The organism is Colwellia sp. BRX8-7 (assembly GCF_014077275.1).
Taxonomy (GTDB): domain Bacteria; phylum Pseudomonadota; class Gammaproteobacteria; order Enterobacterales; family Alteromonadaceae; genus Colwellia_A.
On the sequence record NZ_JACGVP010000011.1, the window covers coordinates 155,042 to 168,255 of the forward strand.

A 13,214-nucleotide genomic window follows, 5' to 3' on the forward strand; every position below is an offset into this window, starting at 1 on the left:
CATTGACTTATTCTATTTTACTAATAGATAATTATTTTATTATTATCTAAAGCCTTTAAATATCTATTTTTTATGGCTCAATACACTTTAAATGGATAGAATAAATGGACTTAAACTTTTTATCGAAAACATCTTTAATTATTTTTTTAGCAACTTTAGTTTTAGGGTGTGGCGGAGGAGGAGATTCAGCTCCAACACTCACTCCACCCCCCACTCCAACACCCACTTATTCACTTAAAATAACTGAAGATAATGCAGGTGTTATTGCATATGGTTCTTTTTACTCAGAAGCTGTTTTACAACTTTCCGATTCGGTTTTGTCTATCTTTCTTGATTATTACGGGAATATATCTTCAGGGGCAAAATGTAAGTTAGAAAACGTAACGAATGAAAGAGGGACTACTGCTGTAAATCATCATGATTCAAACAATGATTTTTTTGTTAATGTTGGTGAACGGGTTACCATTCATTATGATTCATGCTTTGATCACATATTAGATGATGATGTAACAGGTAGCGTAGATCTTGAAATAATTAAATTTCTTATTGATGAAAATAATAGCATCACACTAGAAGCAAATTTGTCAACGCAAAACTTCCAGCTTAACTCTATTGAGGACGGAACATCGGGGGTAGTTTCAGGTGACTTCAAGGTGACTTATAATCTAACTGATGACGAAGTCATAACCGTTGAATCTGATGATGAAGGATTTTTTAAATTAACACAAGAAGGCTTATCTGAATCAGCTGAAAATTTCAAAATATCTAAAATCACCTTTTCTGAGCGAATTTCAGGCAACTATGAAAATAAGATGAGTTTTCGGGGTGATTTTGATAGTTCTAGTATAGGCGGAAATTTTACATGCGAGTCCGACTTTATTTATTTTGCAGGTAATTATCCTACATCTTCAGACGTAAGTTGCTCTGGAGACAACAGCTCGATAAATATCTCTAATGACACTGTAAGTTTAGATGATAACGGTGATAGTTCATATGAAGTTTTAGGTGAAATTATCTGGGGAGAAGTATTCGAAGGGTACATACACTCTGATTCTAATAGAATGGGACGAGTTCAAGAGATAGCATCTGATTTAAAAGTTGGGCGAAAATCATTAAGTACTAGGCAAATTTTTGAAGACAAACTAAATAATAGAATTTTAATTCTCACTACAGAGCTGGATGTAATGTTTCCAAATTCTTTAGTTGCAATAGATATCAATTCTCATGAAATTATAGAATTAATGAGTTTTAATTCCGCTAAAATAAAAAGTATTATTGTCTCATATGACGCTTCTCAATACTGCTCTGTATTGGAAGAAAGTGATGTATTTACTTGTTATAATTTATCTGATAATTCTGAAATATTTAACCTCAATATTGATTATGGATACGAATCTGGAGATCCAAATTTCGACGAAGCAAAAGTATTCATTTGTGATGCAGTAGCTGCTAATCAAACTAATGATTATTATGCTTTGAGACTTGGAAAACAAGGTTACCTGGACTGTACCAATATTGTCTTAGTTCAAAGTGGACAGCAATTGCCTATATCATTCAAAAATGTCCCTAGTAATGATTCTTCAAAAATTGGTGGGCTTCAAGACTCAATAATATTTGCACCTGACGATAAGTCGATATTTTTAGATGGTAAAGGTTATACAGTTATAAATTTGTTTTCAGTACCTATTAATGGAAACGGTTTTGGAGAACTGTTAAACATATCACTTTCATCTGATAGTAGTCATGACCTGTCTATTGTTGACGGCTCATTATTCGATTGGCGTAGCATGTACGACCCCAGTAATTTTACTAAGCTCGGTAAATTCGAAAGAAAAGATAGGTCAGGTTGGAGTAATCATTACTCAGCTAAATTTTTTGAAATTGATGAAAATAAAGCATACTTCTTTGATGAAGATAATAAAATTATTGTTTACTCATATGAACAATTTTTACCTACAGCAGAATTTCCTCTTGAATTACCGAGAGACGACAATGTAACGGAAATGAGTGCTACAGAGTCACACTTATTAATTTTTAGCCATACTGGAATATATGCGATTCCGAAAAAAGAGCTTAATGCACAAGAAAAATATAATAAAGCATGTTCACTGGTTATAGAAAGTGGTAATGAATACTGGGGAAGTATGGATTGTCAGTTTTCAAATGCGATCTATGATTCCGTCAGAAACCGAGTATATGGAGCACTACCTAGCGTATATGGCATAAATGGAAACTCTGTTGTAATTATTGATTTGGAATCTAAAGAAACAATTGATCATGTTTATGTAGGCTCCGAGCCAACCTCTATGAGTCTCTCTGGCAACAAAGACAAACTATATGTTGGTTTTGATGATTCAGATAAAATTATTGAAATTGATCTGGATACTTTCAAAACTAAAGATACGCTAGTGATAGCTGCTAAAAACGTAACTCCTGATTTTCTTAATGGCGATATTGATCTTGTCGTTGGGCTAATATCTTTTATGGCTTCTTCGCCATTTTCTGATGAAGAATTCATTGTAGGAGTAGATGAAGGTTTTTTGAGTAATGCATCGTACCTTAGTTTTTACCATTCAGATCAAAGTGAAATAACCGAATCATTTTTAGAAGGTACGGGCGCTAGAAAAGTTGCTTTCTTAGAAAAAAATCGATTGATTGGTATAGGTACATATGGCGGTGTAGAGGAGTTTGATATAAGTGGTGGTGCGATAGAAGCATTAGATACGCAATATTATTCGCCGTCAGGTTACGGTTCTCCAATATTTGATGAATTAACAATTTCTAGTGATAAATTACTTTACGATATTTATGGCAATGTATTTGATATGGTAAATGGAGAGTTGACTTCCCCATTTAATCTGGACGGTGGCCAATATAGTTATGGCAGCTTGATTTTGGATGAGGTTGATGAAAACATATACTTTGTAAGCCATGATTTACATGTAGACCATGGTGTATCTATTAGCAAATATTCATTAATCACAGGTGAGTGGCTTGGTGGCCTGAATGAAGATATTAGTAAAAAGTCTCGTAAAAGTGGAGTCAGTTTTATTACAAACAATGGGGACATTGGAGCAACTAATTCTAAAGGGAAGTTGTTCTTAATACCCGGCTCTTCCCTTAAATAGAATGGTAAATGTACTAGATAAAAATTGTCTTAAGTAGTTTCTCTCGCTTACAGGCTTGATGCCGAAGAAATGGTGTTTTACTTCTAGTTCCCAGCTGTAAGTCACTAGTAATTTTTACTAGGTTCGTTTAAGTAAAACACAATATTTACACCAAATAATATAATTTTAATAAATTACAATAAGTTAATCGAATAATAAGTTCGTGGGGGTATAAGGTGGGGTATCAAAATTATTCCAATCTTACTTATTAAGTAAAATTAGTGGTTAATGTATGTATCGGCGGCATGATGTAATTATGCTTGTCTTAACAGTTAACTTCTTCGTTGCGTTATCGTTCGTTTAAGAAACACTAAACGTCACAATAAAGCGCCTTGAAGTAAACCGTTTATCCTGCGCATAAATAGTCAAAACCATTTATAGCTCAAAATTGAAAAGCCTGAATATAAATATTTGGGCTTTATTTGTTTATTAAGGTCTGTAAATTTTACGGCCAATAATGCGAATGCATAATATTGACGAGGTCTTATGTCCTTCAGATAATCACTTTATCTGAGTGATTGTCATTAATTAGCCGAAAGTTATATAGGCTTTTAATACTGCGCTCTATACACATCGAGTAAACTGATTTATCAAGAGACTTTCATTGAAAGTAATAAAAAAGGGAAGCCCAAATGGCTTCCCTTTTAGTTAGGCAATTTAGCCTTATTTTGTAATCACTTTTTTAACGACAGTTTCTATTTTCGCTACAACTCTGCGGTTTACACTATTGTCTGCAGGCGAAGTTCCTTTAGCAATCAACTGTGTTTCACCAAAGCCTTTTGCAGATAAACGGCTAGCATCGATAGAAAACTTATTAATTAATAAGCCTTTAATGGTATCAGCACGTTTTTGCGAAAGCATTAGGTTATATTCTTCACTACCAGAAGCCGAACTGTGTCCTTCAATAACAACACTTGTGTTTTGGTATTCTTTCATGAAATCAGCTAAACGCTGAACATCATCAACCATTGCTGGCTTAACCAATGAACTATTATTTTCAAAGATAACATTTAACTTAATTTCGACTGATTTTTCTGAATATAACGTACAGCCTTGAGAATCAACCTTTACATTTGCCGGTGTATTAGCACAACGGTCGTTGTTATCACTAACACCATCGTTGTCAGTATCAACCATCATCACTTTTTTAACGACTGGCGTTGACTTCATCGTTTCCATAACAGCTTTGTTAACAACAGCTTTGTTAACAACAGGTGATTTTTTAACATCGCCAAAAGTATATTTTACACCTAGTTTAATACCTTGATCTGTTTGACCGTAATCAAGATCGCGATAAACAGCGGCTTCGCTGTATAGAGAGAAACGATCATTAATTTGAAGGTTATAACCCGCACCTACATTAGCCGCGTTATAACTTCTAACATTGTTAAAGCGTTTTACACCAGTGAAAAGGTAAAAACTGCTATCTTCAACTTTATAAATCGCATCGATACCGGCACGTGTTCCGTAATCTTTATCATTGCCATTTTCAATGTCGTAACGTGTTTTAGCTAATTCTAAACGAATGTCCCAACGCTCATTAATGATTTTTTGTAAATCAATACCAAGGCTTTTGCCCGCTTCAATTCGTTGCCAGTCAATATTGTTTTCTTTGTTTGTATCTGACTTGATGTAGTCGCTAAACACACCAAGCTCCCATGTTTTATCAATAGTTTCTGCAGCTAGTGGAGAGCTTATTAATGCAGCTATCAGAGTCATGTTAAAAGTTTTCATGGATAAATCCTTATTAAGTTTCGGGTAATGTGATGTAATTTCTGGCTCTATAACCGATAAGAAACTCAAAAGTCACAAATTTTTCTTAATTTTACTAAATTAACGCTAAAACTCAAAATTGTTTAGCGTAGAATGCACCCGATTTAAAAAAGTTAATGTGTATAGATAAAAATAAGAATAAAAAACATACAGATTTAATGTGACTTTTTAACGGCTCAGTCGTTAAAGAATAAAGCGATAAAACTATTGCTCGAGGATGAGATGAAAGACATAGAAAAGAGTTTAGCGAAAGAATTAAGCTGTGATGCAGATGTTGCTTTTAGTACATCAGATGATCAGCTTTTTAAGCGCGCAACCTTAACAGCAAATAATCAGCAAGGTACAAAAGATCTTGTTGCATTGGGCTTAGCTTCACTTTGGGTTGTTTTTATTAGCCTATTTATGAAAGTTTTAAAACCGATATTTAAACAGATGGCACCTTGCCCAAAAATAACAAGCAATAGCATAACTAATAATGAGAATAGATAATGGATACTGAAAACATCACCGACAAAGCTTACTCTGGCTTAATAACTGTTTGGCATAAAGTGGTTACTTTTTTACCTGATTTAATTGTCGCTATTTTATTTCTACTTGTCGGTTGGATTATTTCAACACTCATTAAAAACTTTCTTAATAAATCATTAATTAAAATTGGTTTTGATACGTTTTTAAATAAACTGGGTCTAGATTCACTGCTGAAAAAAATGGATGTTACTTTAACGGGTAGCCAAGTTGTTGCTAGTCTTATTTCGACATTCTTCTTACTTATCTTTTTATTAGCGGCTCTAGATATTTTAGGCTTAACCGTACTTTCCGGCTTAATCGACACATTGGTGTTGTTTTTACCTAAATTACTTGCTTCACTCGCTGTCTTAATTTGTGGCTTCTTTGTTGCGCAAATTGTTTTTAATGGTGTAAAAATAGCCGCTAAGAATACTGGTGTTGACTATGGCCGTTCCGTTGCCGAAGTATGCCGCGGTATTATTATCGTTATTACTGTTTCTTTATCTATTACGCAATTAGACATAGATGTTTCTTTGCTAAATAACATTATGACAGTACTTATTGGCAGTGTCGGTTTAGCGGCGGCTATTTCTTTAGGTATCGGCACTAAAGCCATGGCCCAAGAAATTGTTGCTGGCGTTTACCTTCGAGAGATGTACCAAATAGGTGACGTTATTGAAGTAATAGACATTAAGGGTACCTTAGCTGTTATTGGCAGTGTTGCGAGTAAAGTGATGGCAGCCGATGAGTCGCTAACGACGATACCGAATACTTTCTTATTAGCTAATAAAGTTATTAAGCAATAGTAGAGGCTTATTTGACGGTTTGACTACGCTTAATGAACGCGAGCTTGTTGCCCTAGTACAAGCAAGCCTGCCTTATGATACGCGTCTTTTTCAGCAACTAATTACATCTTATTTACCTGTTTTAAAAGGATACTGTGTAAAGTTACTTAAGCATCAGCCTGATGCCGAAGACGTCGTACAAGAAATAATTATAAAGGTACTCGCCCACTTAAAAAGCTTTAAGTGGGCGGTATCTTTTAAAGCATGGCTATTTAAAATTGCCCATAACGAATGTATCAATAAAATAAGAGATCGCCGTTGGGATACTATCGAACACAATGATGAATATCTTGAAAGTATAACCAATGATGATAATAGCCACAAAGATTTTGGGACAGCACTTTCATTATTAATGGTTAACCTGTCCTTTGCTGATCGTAATATTATGCTACTACGTTACCGCACAGGTTTGGAATTTCAAGAAATAGCCGATATTTGTCACCTCAATATTTCAGCGGTAAAAATGCGTCATAAAAGGGTTGTAGATTTTTTACAACAGCGATTAAAGCAGTAAAGTTTGGTAACCTGTGTAACTATGGATAAGATAATTTTAGGGCCGTTTTATTCAGGGTAAATATAAAAAAATCACTCGGCATTAATAAACTTTATGGTTAAGGATATATGATGATTAAACCACTATTCACTTTATTGACTGCTTTAATACTAGGCGGTCTGATCTTAACGATTCCTACAGCACAAGCTGCTGAGGTGAACATCACTTGGACGGAGCCTGATAAATACCGAGATATTGATTCAGGAACGGAAGGTCGAAAACGCTTTCGAGAAAATATGTTTAACGAATTTGAAAAACATTTATCCAAACTTGCTAAAGCATTACCCGCATCTCAAATACTTAATATAGACGTAACAGACATTGATTTAGCGGGTGACGTTCTCGCCAGCGGTCTACATCAAATCAGAGTGATTAAAGACCTTTATTTTCCAAGAATAAAACTATCATTTACATTAATAAATGCTGAGAAAGTCATAATACTTAGCGACAATGTTAATTTAAAAGATATGAGTTTTATGATGGGTGGACGCTTAAAATATAGAAATAATGCGTTAGGCTATGAAAAAAAATTGCTTGATGATTGGTTTAAAGATGCTTTCGCAAACTATGTTGATAAATAAGCGTCCCATTTTTAACGTTATATAAAGCAAAAGGCCATCTTTATAGTGTAATAAAGATGGCCTTTTTATTTTTACTTTTAAGCGGTACCGTTAATGGGTAACCGTTGCACTGTTTTCAAAGTTCGCTAAAACGGTAAAAAGCTTTTCTATTTTCTTTACCGTATCTATTAGCGTTTGTTGATCTGATGTTTTTTGCCAAAAAATTAAATCGTTCGCGACTTCTTCAACATAAGGCTGAAAAGTATTTGCCGAACATTTGAAACCAGCGTCTGCTTTAAATATTGCCTCAAAGCTTGCTTGCTTGTTTTTTCTTAAATCGGCTAAAGTCGCATCAGCGGCTAGCGATTTTTTTAAAATAATTGAAATATTATCAACGAGTTGCTTACTAACAGTTGCGCTCATAGTGTCTCTATATTGACGAGTGTTTTGATATATCGCTATTATGCCAAATTGATGGGCGTTTTGTTAGCTTCTCCCGCAATTTCTCGTACTAATTTTGGCATTAAAAAGCCAGGTAATATCGCCATCATTTTTTGGACGATTATTTTTGCCTCTTCTTCACAAATATCAAAGTGAGCAACCCCTTGTACGGGATCAAACATATGTAAGTAATAAGGTTGAATACCACTATCAAATAAAGTTTCGCTGAGTTGACATAAGAGTTTGGCGTCATCGTTCACTCCTTTTAATAATACGCTTTGATTGAACAAAGGAATTCTTGCCACACGAAGTTTTTCGAGTGCTTGCTTTACTTCATCATCGATTTCATTAGGGTGATTAATATGTAAAACCATGGTTGCCTTTAATCGAGTTTCAGACAAAATGCTCACTAATGATGTTGTTATACGCTGCGGGATAACAATGGGTAAACGCGTATGAATACGCAAGCGTGTCAAATGCTTAATCGGCTCAAGTTGTTCAATAAGCCATTGTAGGTGATCATCACTTGCCATTAAAGGATCGCCACCACTGAAAATCACTTCATTAATTTCAGGATGATCGGCAATATATTTTAGCGCCGGCTGCCAACGAACCTTATTGGGACTGTTTTCATCATAAGGAAAGTGGCGACGAAAACAATAACGGCAATTAACCGCACAGCCTGACTTTATAATCATCAATACTCTGTGCTTATATTTATGCAATAAGCCTTCGGCAACAGTGTCGTGCTCTTCTAGTGGATCCATTGAATAGCCATCAGAGACAACAAACTCATCAGAGAGTGGCATAACCTGTTTAAGCAGCGGATCGTTAAAGTCGCCTTTTTTCATTCTTGTAATAAAAGGTCGGGGTACACGGACCGGAAATAACTTACGTGCGGAAAAGTGTTGCAGATAATCTTGGCTGTCAATTTCTAGCATATCTAAAAGCTTTTTCGGATCTGTAACGACATTACTTAACTCTTTTTGCCAAGAAATGTGCAATTGTTCGCTTATTTGGGGTATTATCTGCGGCATTTGTAATTTCAATTTAAATCTCTGCGTTATTTGTTTGAGTATAAGAGAACATTCATATGGCTAATTTTAGTACAAACCAATTTAAGGCTGGCCTTAAATTAATGATTGACGGCGAACCATGTAACATTTTAGAAAACGAATTAGTAAAACCAGGTAAAGGCCAAGCCTTTAGCCGCGTAAAAATTCGTAAACTAATTTCTAATAAAGTCTTAGAAAAAACCTTTAAATCAGGCGAGTCTTGCGAGGGCGCTGATGTAATGGAAACCGAGCTAGCGTACTTGTATGCTGACGGTGAATTCTGGCATTTTATGAATAATGATACCTTTGAGCAAATTGCCGCTGATGAAAAAGCAGTTGTAGACTGTATTAAATGGTTAAAAGAAGGCGATCTTTGTACCATTACTTTATGGAATGGTTCACCTATCACAGTAACAACCCCTAATTTTGTTGATCTAGATGTTACAGAAACAGATCCAGGATTAAAAGGTGATACTGCCGGTACGGGTGGAAAACCAGCAACTTTACATACCGGTGCGGTTATTCGTGTACCGCTATTTATTCAAATTGGTGAGACAGTTAAAGTGGATACGCGTACGGGTGAATACGTATCGCGTGCAAGTAAATAAGCACTTTAAACGATTATCTACTGTGCTATTTTCAATAAGCGTCTTAATAAGTAGCCAGTGCATTTGGGCTACTTAGCTTTATTGTAATTTAGCAATGAATAAAATTTAGTATTAAAAAAACCTGCTAATGCAGGTTTTTTTATAGATAAACGACTAGTTTATCTGTCTAGTATGAAGTTTTAGATAATCAAATAGCTCTTTGTAATACTTGCCAAGCTTTTCTGCTTTTTTCTCTTTTGCCGCTTGTCGTACTAATTGACGTAGCTTTTGTCTTTCCATCGACTCATGCTCGTTCAGTAAAGCTTCAACAAAGTCATTACCCTCATCAATAGCGTCATCACGCATCTTTTCAAGCTTAACAAACTTAGCTGTTTCTTGTTGATGCTTATTTGCCATAACATCAAGAGCATGTTTAATTGGCTCTAAATCAGATTCTGATAATATTCTTGCCAAGTGGCGAACATGGCGACGTAATGCTTCATGTTTGTTTTTAATTTTATCAGCTAAAATTAAGGCGTCCTTAATCTCCTCAGTAAAAGGAATTTTACTGCGCTGATGCTTAGATAAATCAATAAGCGACTGTCCAAAGATTTGTAACTGGATCATTTCGCGCTTTACTTCTGATTTACTTTTTAATTCTTCATCTAATTCATCGATATCGTTAGCAGAGTCGGGCATAATATTCGTTATTAAAGTGATAATTATCGCTATTATACTCGTAAGTGCTTATGGTATACAGCGCATATTCTCCAATTTCCTGCATTTATAGAAGAAAACAATAAATTATGACTGAAACGATGAACGCTAAACAATCGATGAACGAACAATTAAGAGACGTTGAGCAACGTGTAGCACAAGTACTCGACTTAGCAAAATCGCTAGGAGCAGATGCAGCTGAAGCTTCTATAAGCCGCCAACAAGGGTTAAGTGTTGGTACGCGGTTTGGTGAAGTTGAAACGGTTGAGTTTACTAATGACGGTGCATTGGGTATTACTGTTTACCAGCAAGGTCGTAAAGGGAGTGCTTCAACCGCAGATTTATCAGAAGCGGCGTTAAAACAAACAGTACAAGCGGCGGTTAATATTGCAAAGTATACCTCTGTTGACGACTGTTCAGGATTAGCAGACAAGGACATGCTTGAAATGTCGCCTGCTGATTTAGACTTATATCACCCAAAAGTTTTGACAACAGACCAAGCTATTCAACTCGCCAAAGAATGTGAAGATAGTGCGCTAGCGTATGATCCTCGTATTACTAACTCAGATGGTGCATCACTTGATAGCTTTGAAGGCTATAAAGTGTATGGCAATAGCAATGGGCAGATTGTTGGCTATCCAAGTTCTCGACATAGTTTAAGCTGCGTAATGATCGCCTCTGAAGGTGATGATATGCAAAGAGATTATGCTTACACCGTCAATCGTGATTTTGATTTAATGGATAATGGCATCGCTATTGGTGTGCAAGCATCAAAAGAAGCGCTATCGAGATTAAATGCTCAAAAATTACCGACAGGAAAAGTGCCGGTGATGTTTCGTGCCGATATTGCTAATTCCATTTTTGGACATTTTATTGCGGCGATCAGCGGTGGCAATTTATACCGTAAATCATCTTTTTTAATGGACGCTATTGGTAAACAAGTTTTTCCTGACTTTTTAAACATCAGTGAACGCCCTCATATTTTAAAGGGCTTAGCGAGTAGTGCTTTCGACAGTGAAGGCATAAAAACGGTTGACCGTGAAATTATTGTCGATGGTTGTTTAGAGACCTATCTATTAACCAGTTACTCAGCACGTAAGCTAGGGCTTAAATCTACTGGCCATGCCGGTGGTATTCATAATTGGCAAATTAACGCCAAAGGTTCTGCCAATGGTGGTGACTTTAATGCCATGTTGAAAAAACTCGGTACTGGCTTTCTTGTCACTGAATTAATGGGACAAGGCGTTAATGTAGTCAATGGTGATTATTCACGTGGCGCTGCCGGTTTCTGGGTTGAAAACGGCGAAATTGCTTACCCGGTATCAGAAGTTACCATTGCGGGTAATTTATCTGATATTTTTAAAGGCTTAGTTGCTGTCGGTAGTGATGTTGATTTACGAGGCAGTATTTTAACGGGTTCATTGTTAATTGAAGAGATGCAGGTTGGCGGCAATTAATCAAATCGTGTTATTTTAATAAGGTACATTTGATTATTAAAACCAACAGACTAGTATTGAGATCTTGAAAAGGTATCAAGATCTCAATAAGCCCATATCTAGTTTAGGTTAGGAATAAAGTTGCAGTACCTAAGAAAGCGAATATTCCAACCACATCGGTAATCGTTGTTAATATCACACTACCAGCGAGAGCAGGGTCAATATTCATCCTTTTCAAAAACAGCGGGATAGCGACACCAGCGATACCAGCAGCGGTTAAATTCATTAACATTGCAAAGGCTATAACGCCACCAAGCATTAAATTTTGTTGCCAAATAGCCACAACACCAGCAATTAATACCGCCCAGATAACGCCATTAAGAAAACCAACAGCAAGTTCTTTCTGAATAAGTATTCTCGCATTTGAGTCGCCAACATGGCCTAGCGCAATGGCGCGAACAACCAGTGTTAAGGTTTGGTTACCGGCAACACCACCCATACTAGGCACTAAAGAATTTAAAATAGCTAAAATAGCCAGTTGGCTTAAAACACCTTCGAACATACTCGATACAGCAACAGCAAGTAGTGCGGTAATGAGATTAACGCCAAGCCAAATAGAGCGTTGTTGCGTGCTTTTTAAAACCGGAGCAAAGGTATCTGCCTCTCCATCTAAACCCGCCATACTCATCATCGAATGCTCGGCATCTTCACGAATAATATCGATAACATCGTCTATCGTGATACGACCAAGCAAACGGCCTTCATCATCAATCACTGGTGCAGAGAACCAATCAAATTTTTCAAAGAGTTGTGCTACGTCACTATCAGACAAATGCACTTGAATTGCTTCGATATCTTTATCAATGAGTGTTGAGACGATAATTTCAGGTTTGGCGGTAATTATCGCCGCTAGAGAAACGGCGCCAATAAAGTGATTTTTACCATCGACCACATAAAAAGAATCGGTCGCTTCAGGTAAATCACCTCGTAAGCGTAAATAGCGCAATACCACATCAACCGTTACATCGGGACGAATTGTTATGGTATCGGTGTTCATGATACCGCCAGCGGTATCTTCTTCAAATGATAACGCTGCTTCGACTCGACCTCGGTCTTGCGAGTCCATAGCACTTAATACTTCTTGATAAACACTATCGGGTAGAGTACGTAAAACTTCAGCTAAATCATCAACATCCATGCCTTCAGCAACGGCGGCTAATTTTTCAGGGCGGATAGTTTTTAAAATGCCTTTTCGAACTTCCTCATTGAGTTCTTCAAGTACTTCACCGTGATTATCAGCGTCGATAAGTTGCCATAAAACGGCACGACTTTTCGGGTGAGATGACTCTAATATTAAAGCAATATCATAAGCTGGCATGTTCTGTAGTAATTTTCGAACGTGCACAAACATACCGCTACCAAGTGCTTTATTGACTTGTTGCAGGCGTTGATGATTTTGTTGTTGCTCTGATATTTCCGGCATAAAGTTTTCCTGTGCCGCAGTAATACGAAAATTATATTGTTTATATCTTAGTCAAGATGCGCTGGCTAAGGTGTTGTAATGAATGATAAC

The 13,214-nt window shown here is 36.3% G+C and carries 12 protein-coding genes; 7 read left to right on the forward strand and 5 right to left on the reverse strand.

Going from position 1 to position 13,214, the window contains the following annotated elements:
• The first annotated feature begins 104 nt into the window (after positions 1 to 104).
• The gene (locus H4J57_RS12510) at positions 105 to 3,128 is read left to right on the forward strand and encodes a YncE family protein (protein WP_182243134.1); all 3,024 of its coding nucleotides are present in this window, start codon (positions 105 to 107) and stop codon (positions 3,126 to 3,128) included.
• Positions 3,129 to 3,830: 702 nt separating this feature from the next.
• Here the strand turns inward: H4J57_RS12510 and H4J57_RS12515 are convergent.
• The gene (locus H4J57_RS12515; protein ID WP_182243136.1) at positions 3,831 to 4,901 is read right to left on the reverse strand and encodes an OmpA family protein; all 1,071 of its coding nucleotides are present in this window, start codon (positions 4,899 to 4,901) and stop codon (positions 3,831 to 3,833) included.
• Between the two features lie 261 nt (positions 4,902 to 5,162).
• Between H4J57_RS12515 and H4J57_RS12520 the strand changes: the two genes are divergently transcribed.
• From H4J57_RS12520 to H4J57_RS12535, 4 genes are all read left to right on the forward strand, one after another.
• Positions 5,163 to 5,429, forward strand: coding sequence for a hypothetical protein (locus H4J57_RS12520; RefSeq protein WP_182214642.1), 267 nt, complete (start codon positions 5,163 to 5,165; stop codon positions 5,427 to 5,429).
• Positions 5,429 to 6,253 carry a mechanosensitive ion channel family protein gene (locus tag H4J57_RS12525; protein WP_182243138.1) on the forward strand — a complete coding sequence of 275 codons (825 nt, stop codon included), beginning with the start codon at positions 5,429 to 5,431 and terminating at the stop codon, positions 6,251 to 6,253. Before H4J57_RS12520 ends, H4J57_RS12525 begins: the two co-directional genes overlap by 1 nt.
• Before the next feature lie 19 nt (positions 6,254 to 6,272).
• On the forward strand, positions 6,273 to 6,806 hold the full coding sequence (gene sigX / locus H4J57_RS12530) for an RNA polymerase sigma factor SigX (protein ID WP_182243140.1): 534 nt from the start codon (positions 6,273 to 6,275) through the stop codon (positions 6,804 to 6,806).
• A 110-nt stretch (positions 6,807 to 6,916) separates the two neighbouring features.
• On the forward strand, positions 6,917 to 7,426 hold the full coding sequence (locus H4J57_RS12535) for a DUF3016 domain-containing protein (RefSeq protein WP_182243142.1): 510 nt from the start codon (positions 6,917 to 6,919) through the stop codon (positions 7,424 to 7,426).
• 90 nt (positions 7,427 to 7,516) lie between these two features.
• On the opposite strand, the gene H4J57_RS12540 is transcribed toward H4J57_RS12535, so the two are convergent.
• Both H4J57_RS12540 and epmB read right to left on the reverse strand, forming a co-directional pair.
• On the reverse strand, positions 7,517 to 7,828 hold the full coding sequence (locus H4J57_RS12540; RefSeq protein ID WP_070374891.1) for a hypothetical protein: 312 nt from the start codon (positions 7,826 to 7,828) through the stop codon (positions 7,517 to 7,519).
• 38 nt (positions 7,829 to 7,866) lie between these two features.
• Complete coding sequence (epmB, locus tag H4J57_RS12545; protein ID WP_182243166.1) at positions 7,867 to 8,883, reverse strand: EF-P beta-lysylation protein EpmB; 1,017 nt, start codon at positions 8,881 to 8,883, stop codon at positions 7,867 to 7,869.
• Positions 8,884 to 8,939: 56 nt separating this feature from the next.
• Between epmB and efp the strand changes: the two genes are divergently transcribed.
• A complete protein-coding gene (gene efp, locus H4J57_RS12550; protein ID WP_070374890.1) occupies positions 8,940 to 9,509 on the forward strand; it encodes an elongation factor P in 570 nt (189 codons plus the stop codon).
• 153 nt (positions 9,510 to 9,662) lie between these two features.
• Here efp and yjgA read toward each other — a convergent pair whose 3' ends face one another.
• The gene (yjgA, locus tag H4J57_RS12555; RefSeq protein ID WP_182176379.1) at positions 9,663 to 10,187 is read right to left on the reverse strand and encodes a ribosome biogenesis factor YjgA; all 525 of its coding nucleotides are present in this window, start codon (positions 10,185 to 10,187) and stop codon (positions 9,663 to 9,665) included.
• Between the two features lie 107 nt (positions 10,188 to 10,294).
• Between yjgA and pmbA the strand changes: the two genes are divergently transcribed.
• Positions 10,295 to 11,662 (forward strand): metalloprotease PmbA, encoded by a 1,368-nt coding sequence (gene pmbA, locus H4J57_RS12560; protein WP_404842431.1) that lies wholly within the window; start codon positions 10,295 to 10,297, stop codon positions 11,660 to 11,662.
• Positions 11,663 to 11,765: 103 nt separating this feature from the next.
• Here pmbA and mgtE read toward each other — a convergent pair whose 3' ends face one another.
• A complete protein-coding gene (gene mgtE / locus H4J57_RS12565; RefSeq protein ID WP_182214634.1) occupies positions 11,766 to 13,124 on the reverse strand; it encodes a magnesium transporter in 1,359 nt (452 codons plus the stop codon).
• Positions 13,125 to 13,214: the final 90 nt, after the last annotated feature.

Coding starts and splice junctions, on each gene's coding strand:
- mgtE (WP_182214634.1), bottom strand. CDS start 13,124: ATGCCGGAAATATCAGAGCAACAACAAAATCATCAACGCCTGCAACAA.
- pmbA (WP_404842431.1), top strand. CDS start 10,295: ATGACTGAAACGATGAACGCTAAACAATCGATGAACGAACAATTAAGA.
- epmB (WP_182243166.1), bottom strand. CDS start 8,883: ATGCCGCAGATAATACCCCAAATAAGCGAACAATTGCACATTTCTTGG.
- efp (WP_070374890.1), top strand. CDS start 8,940: ATGGCTAATTTTAGTACAAACCAATTTAAGGCTGGCCTTAAATTAATG.
- yjgA (WP_182176379.1), bottom strand. CDS start 10,187: ATGCCCGACTCTGCTAACGATATCGATGAATTAGATGAAGAATTAAAA.
- H4J57_RS12535 (WP_182243142.1), top strand. CDS start 6,917: ATGATTAAACCACTATTCACTTTATTGACTGCTTTAATACTAGGCGGT.
- H4J57_RS12520 (WP_182214642.1), top strand. CDS start 5,163: ATGAAAGACATAGAAAAGAGTTTAGCGAAAGAATTAAGCTGTGATGCA.
- H4J57_RS12525 (WP_182243138.1), top strand. CDS start 5,429: ATGGATACTGAAAACATCACCGACAAAGCTTACTCTGGCTTAATAACT.
- H4J57_RS12510 (WP_182243134.1), top strand. CDS start 105: ATGGACTTAAACTTTTTATCGAAAACATCTTTAATTATTTTTTTAGCA.
- H4J57_RS12515 (WP_182243136.1), bottom strand. CDS start 4,901: ATGAAAACTTTTAACATGACTCTGATAGCTGCATTAATAAGCTCTCCA.
- H4J57_RS12540 (WP_070374891.1), bottom strand. CDS start 7,828: ATGAGCGCAACTGTTAGTAAGCAACTCGTTGATAATATTTCAATTATT.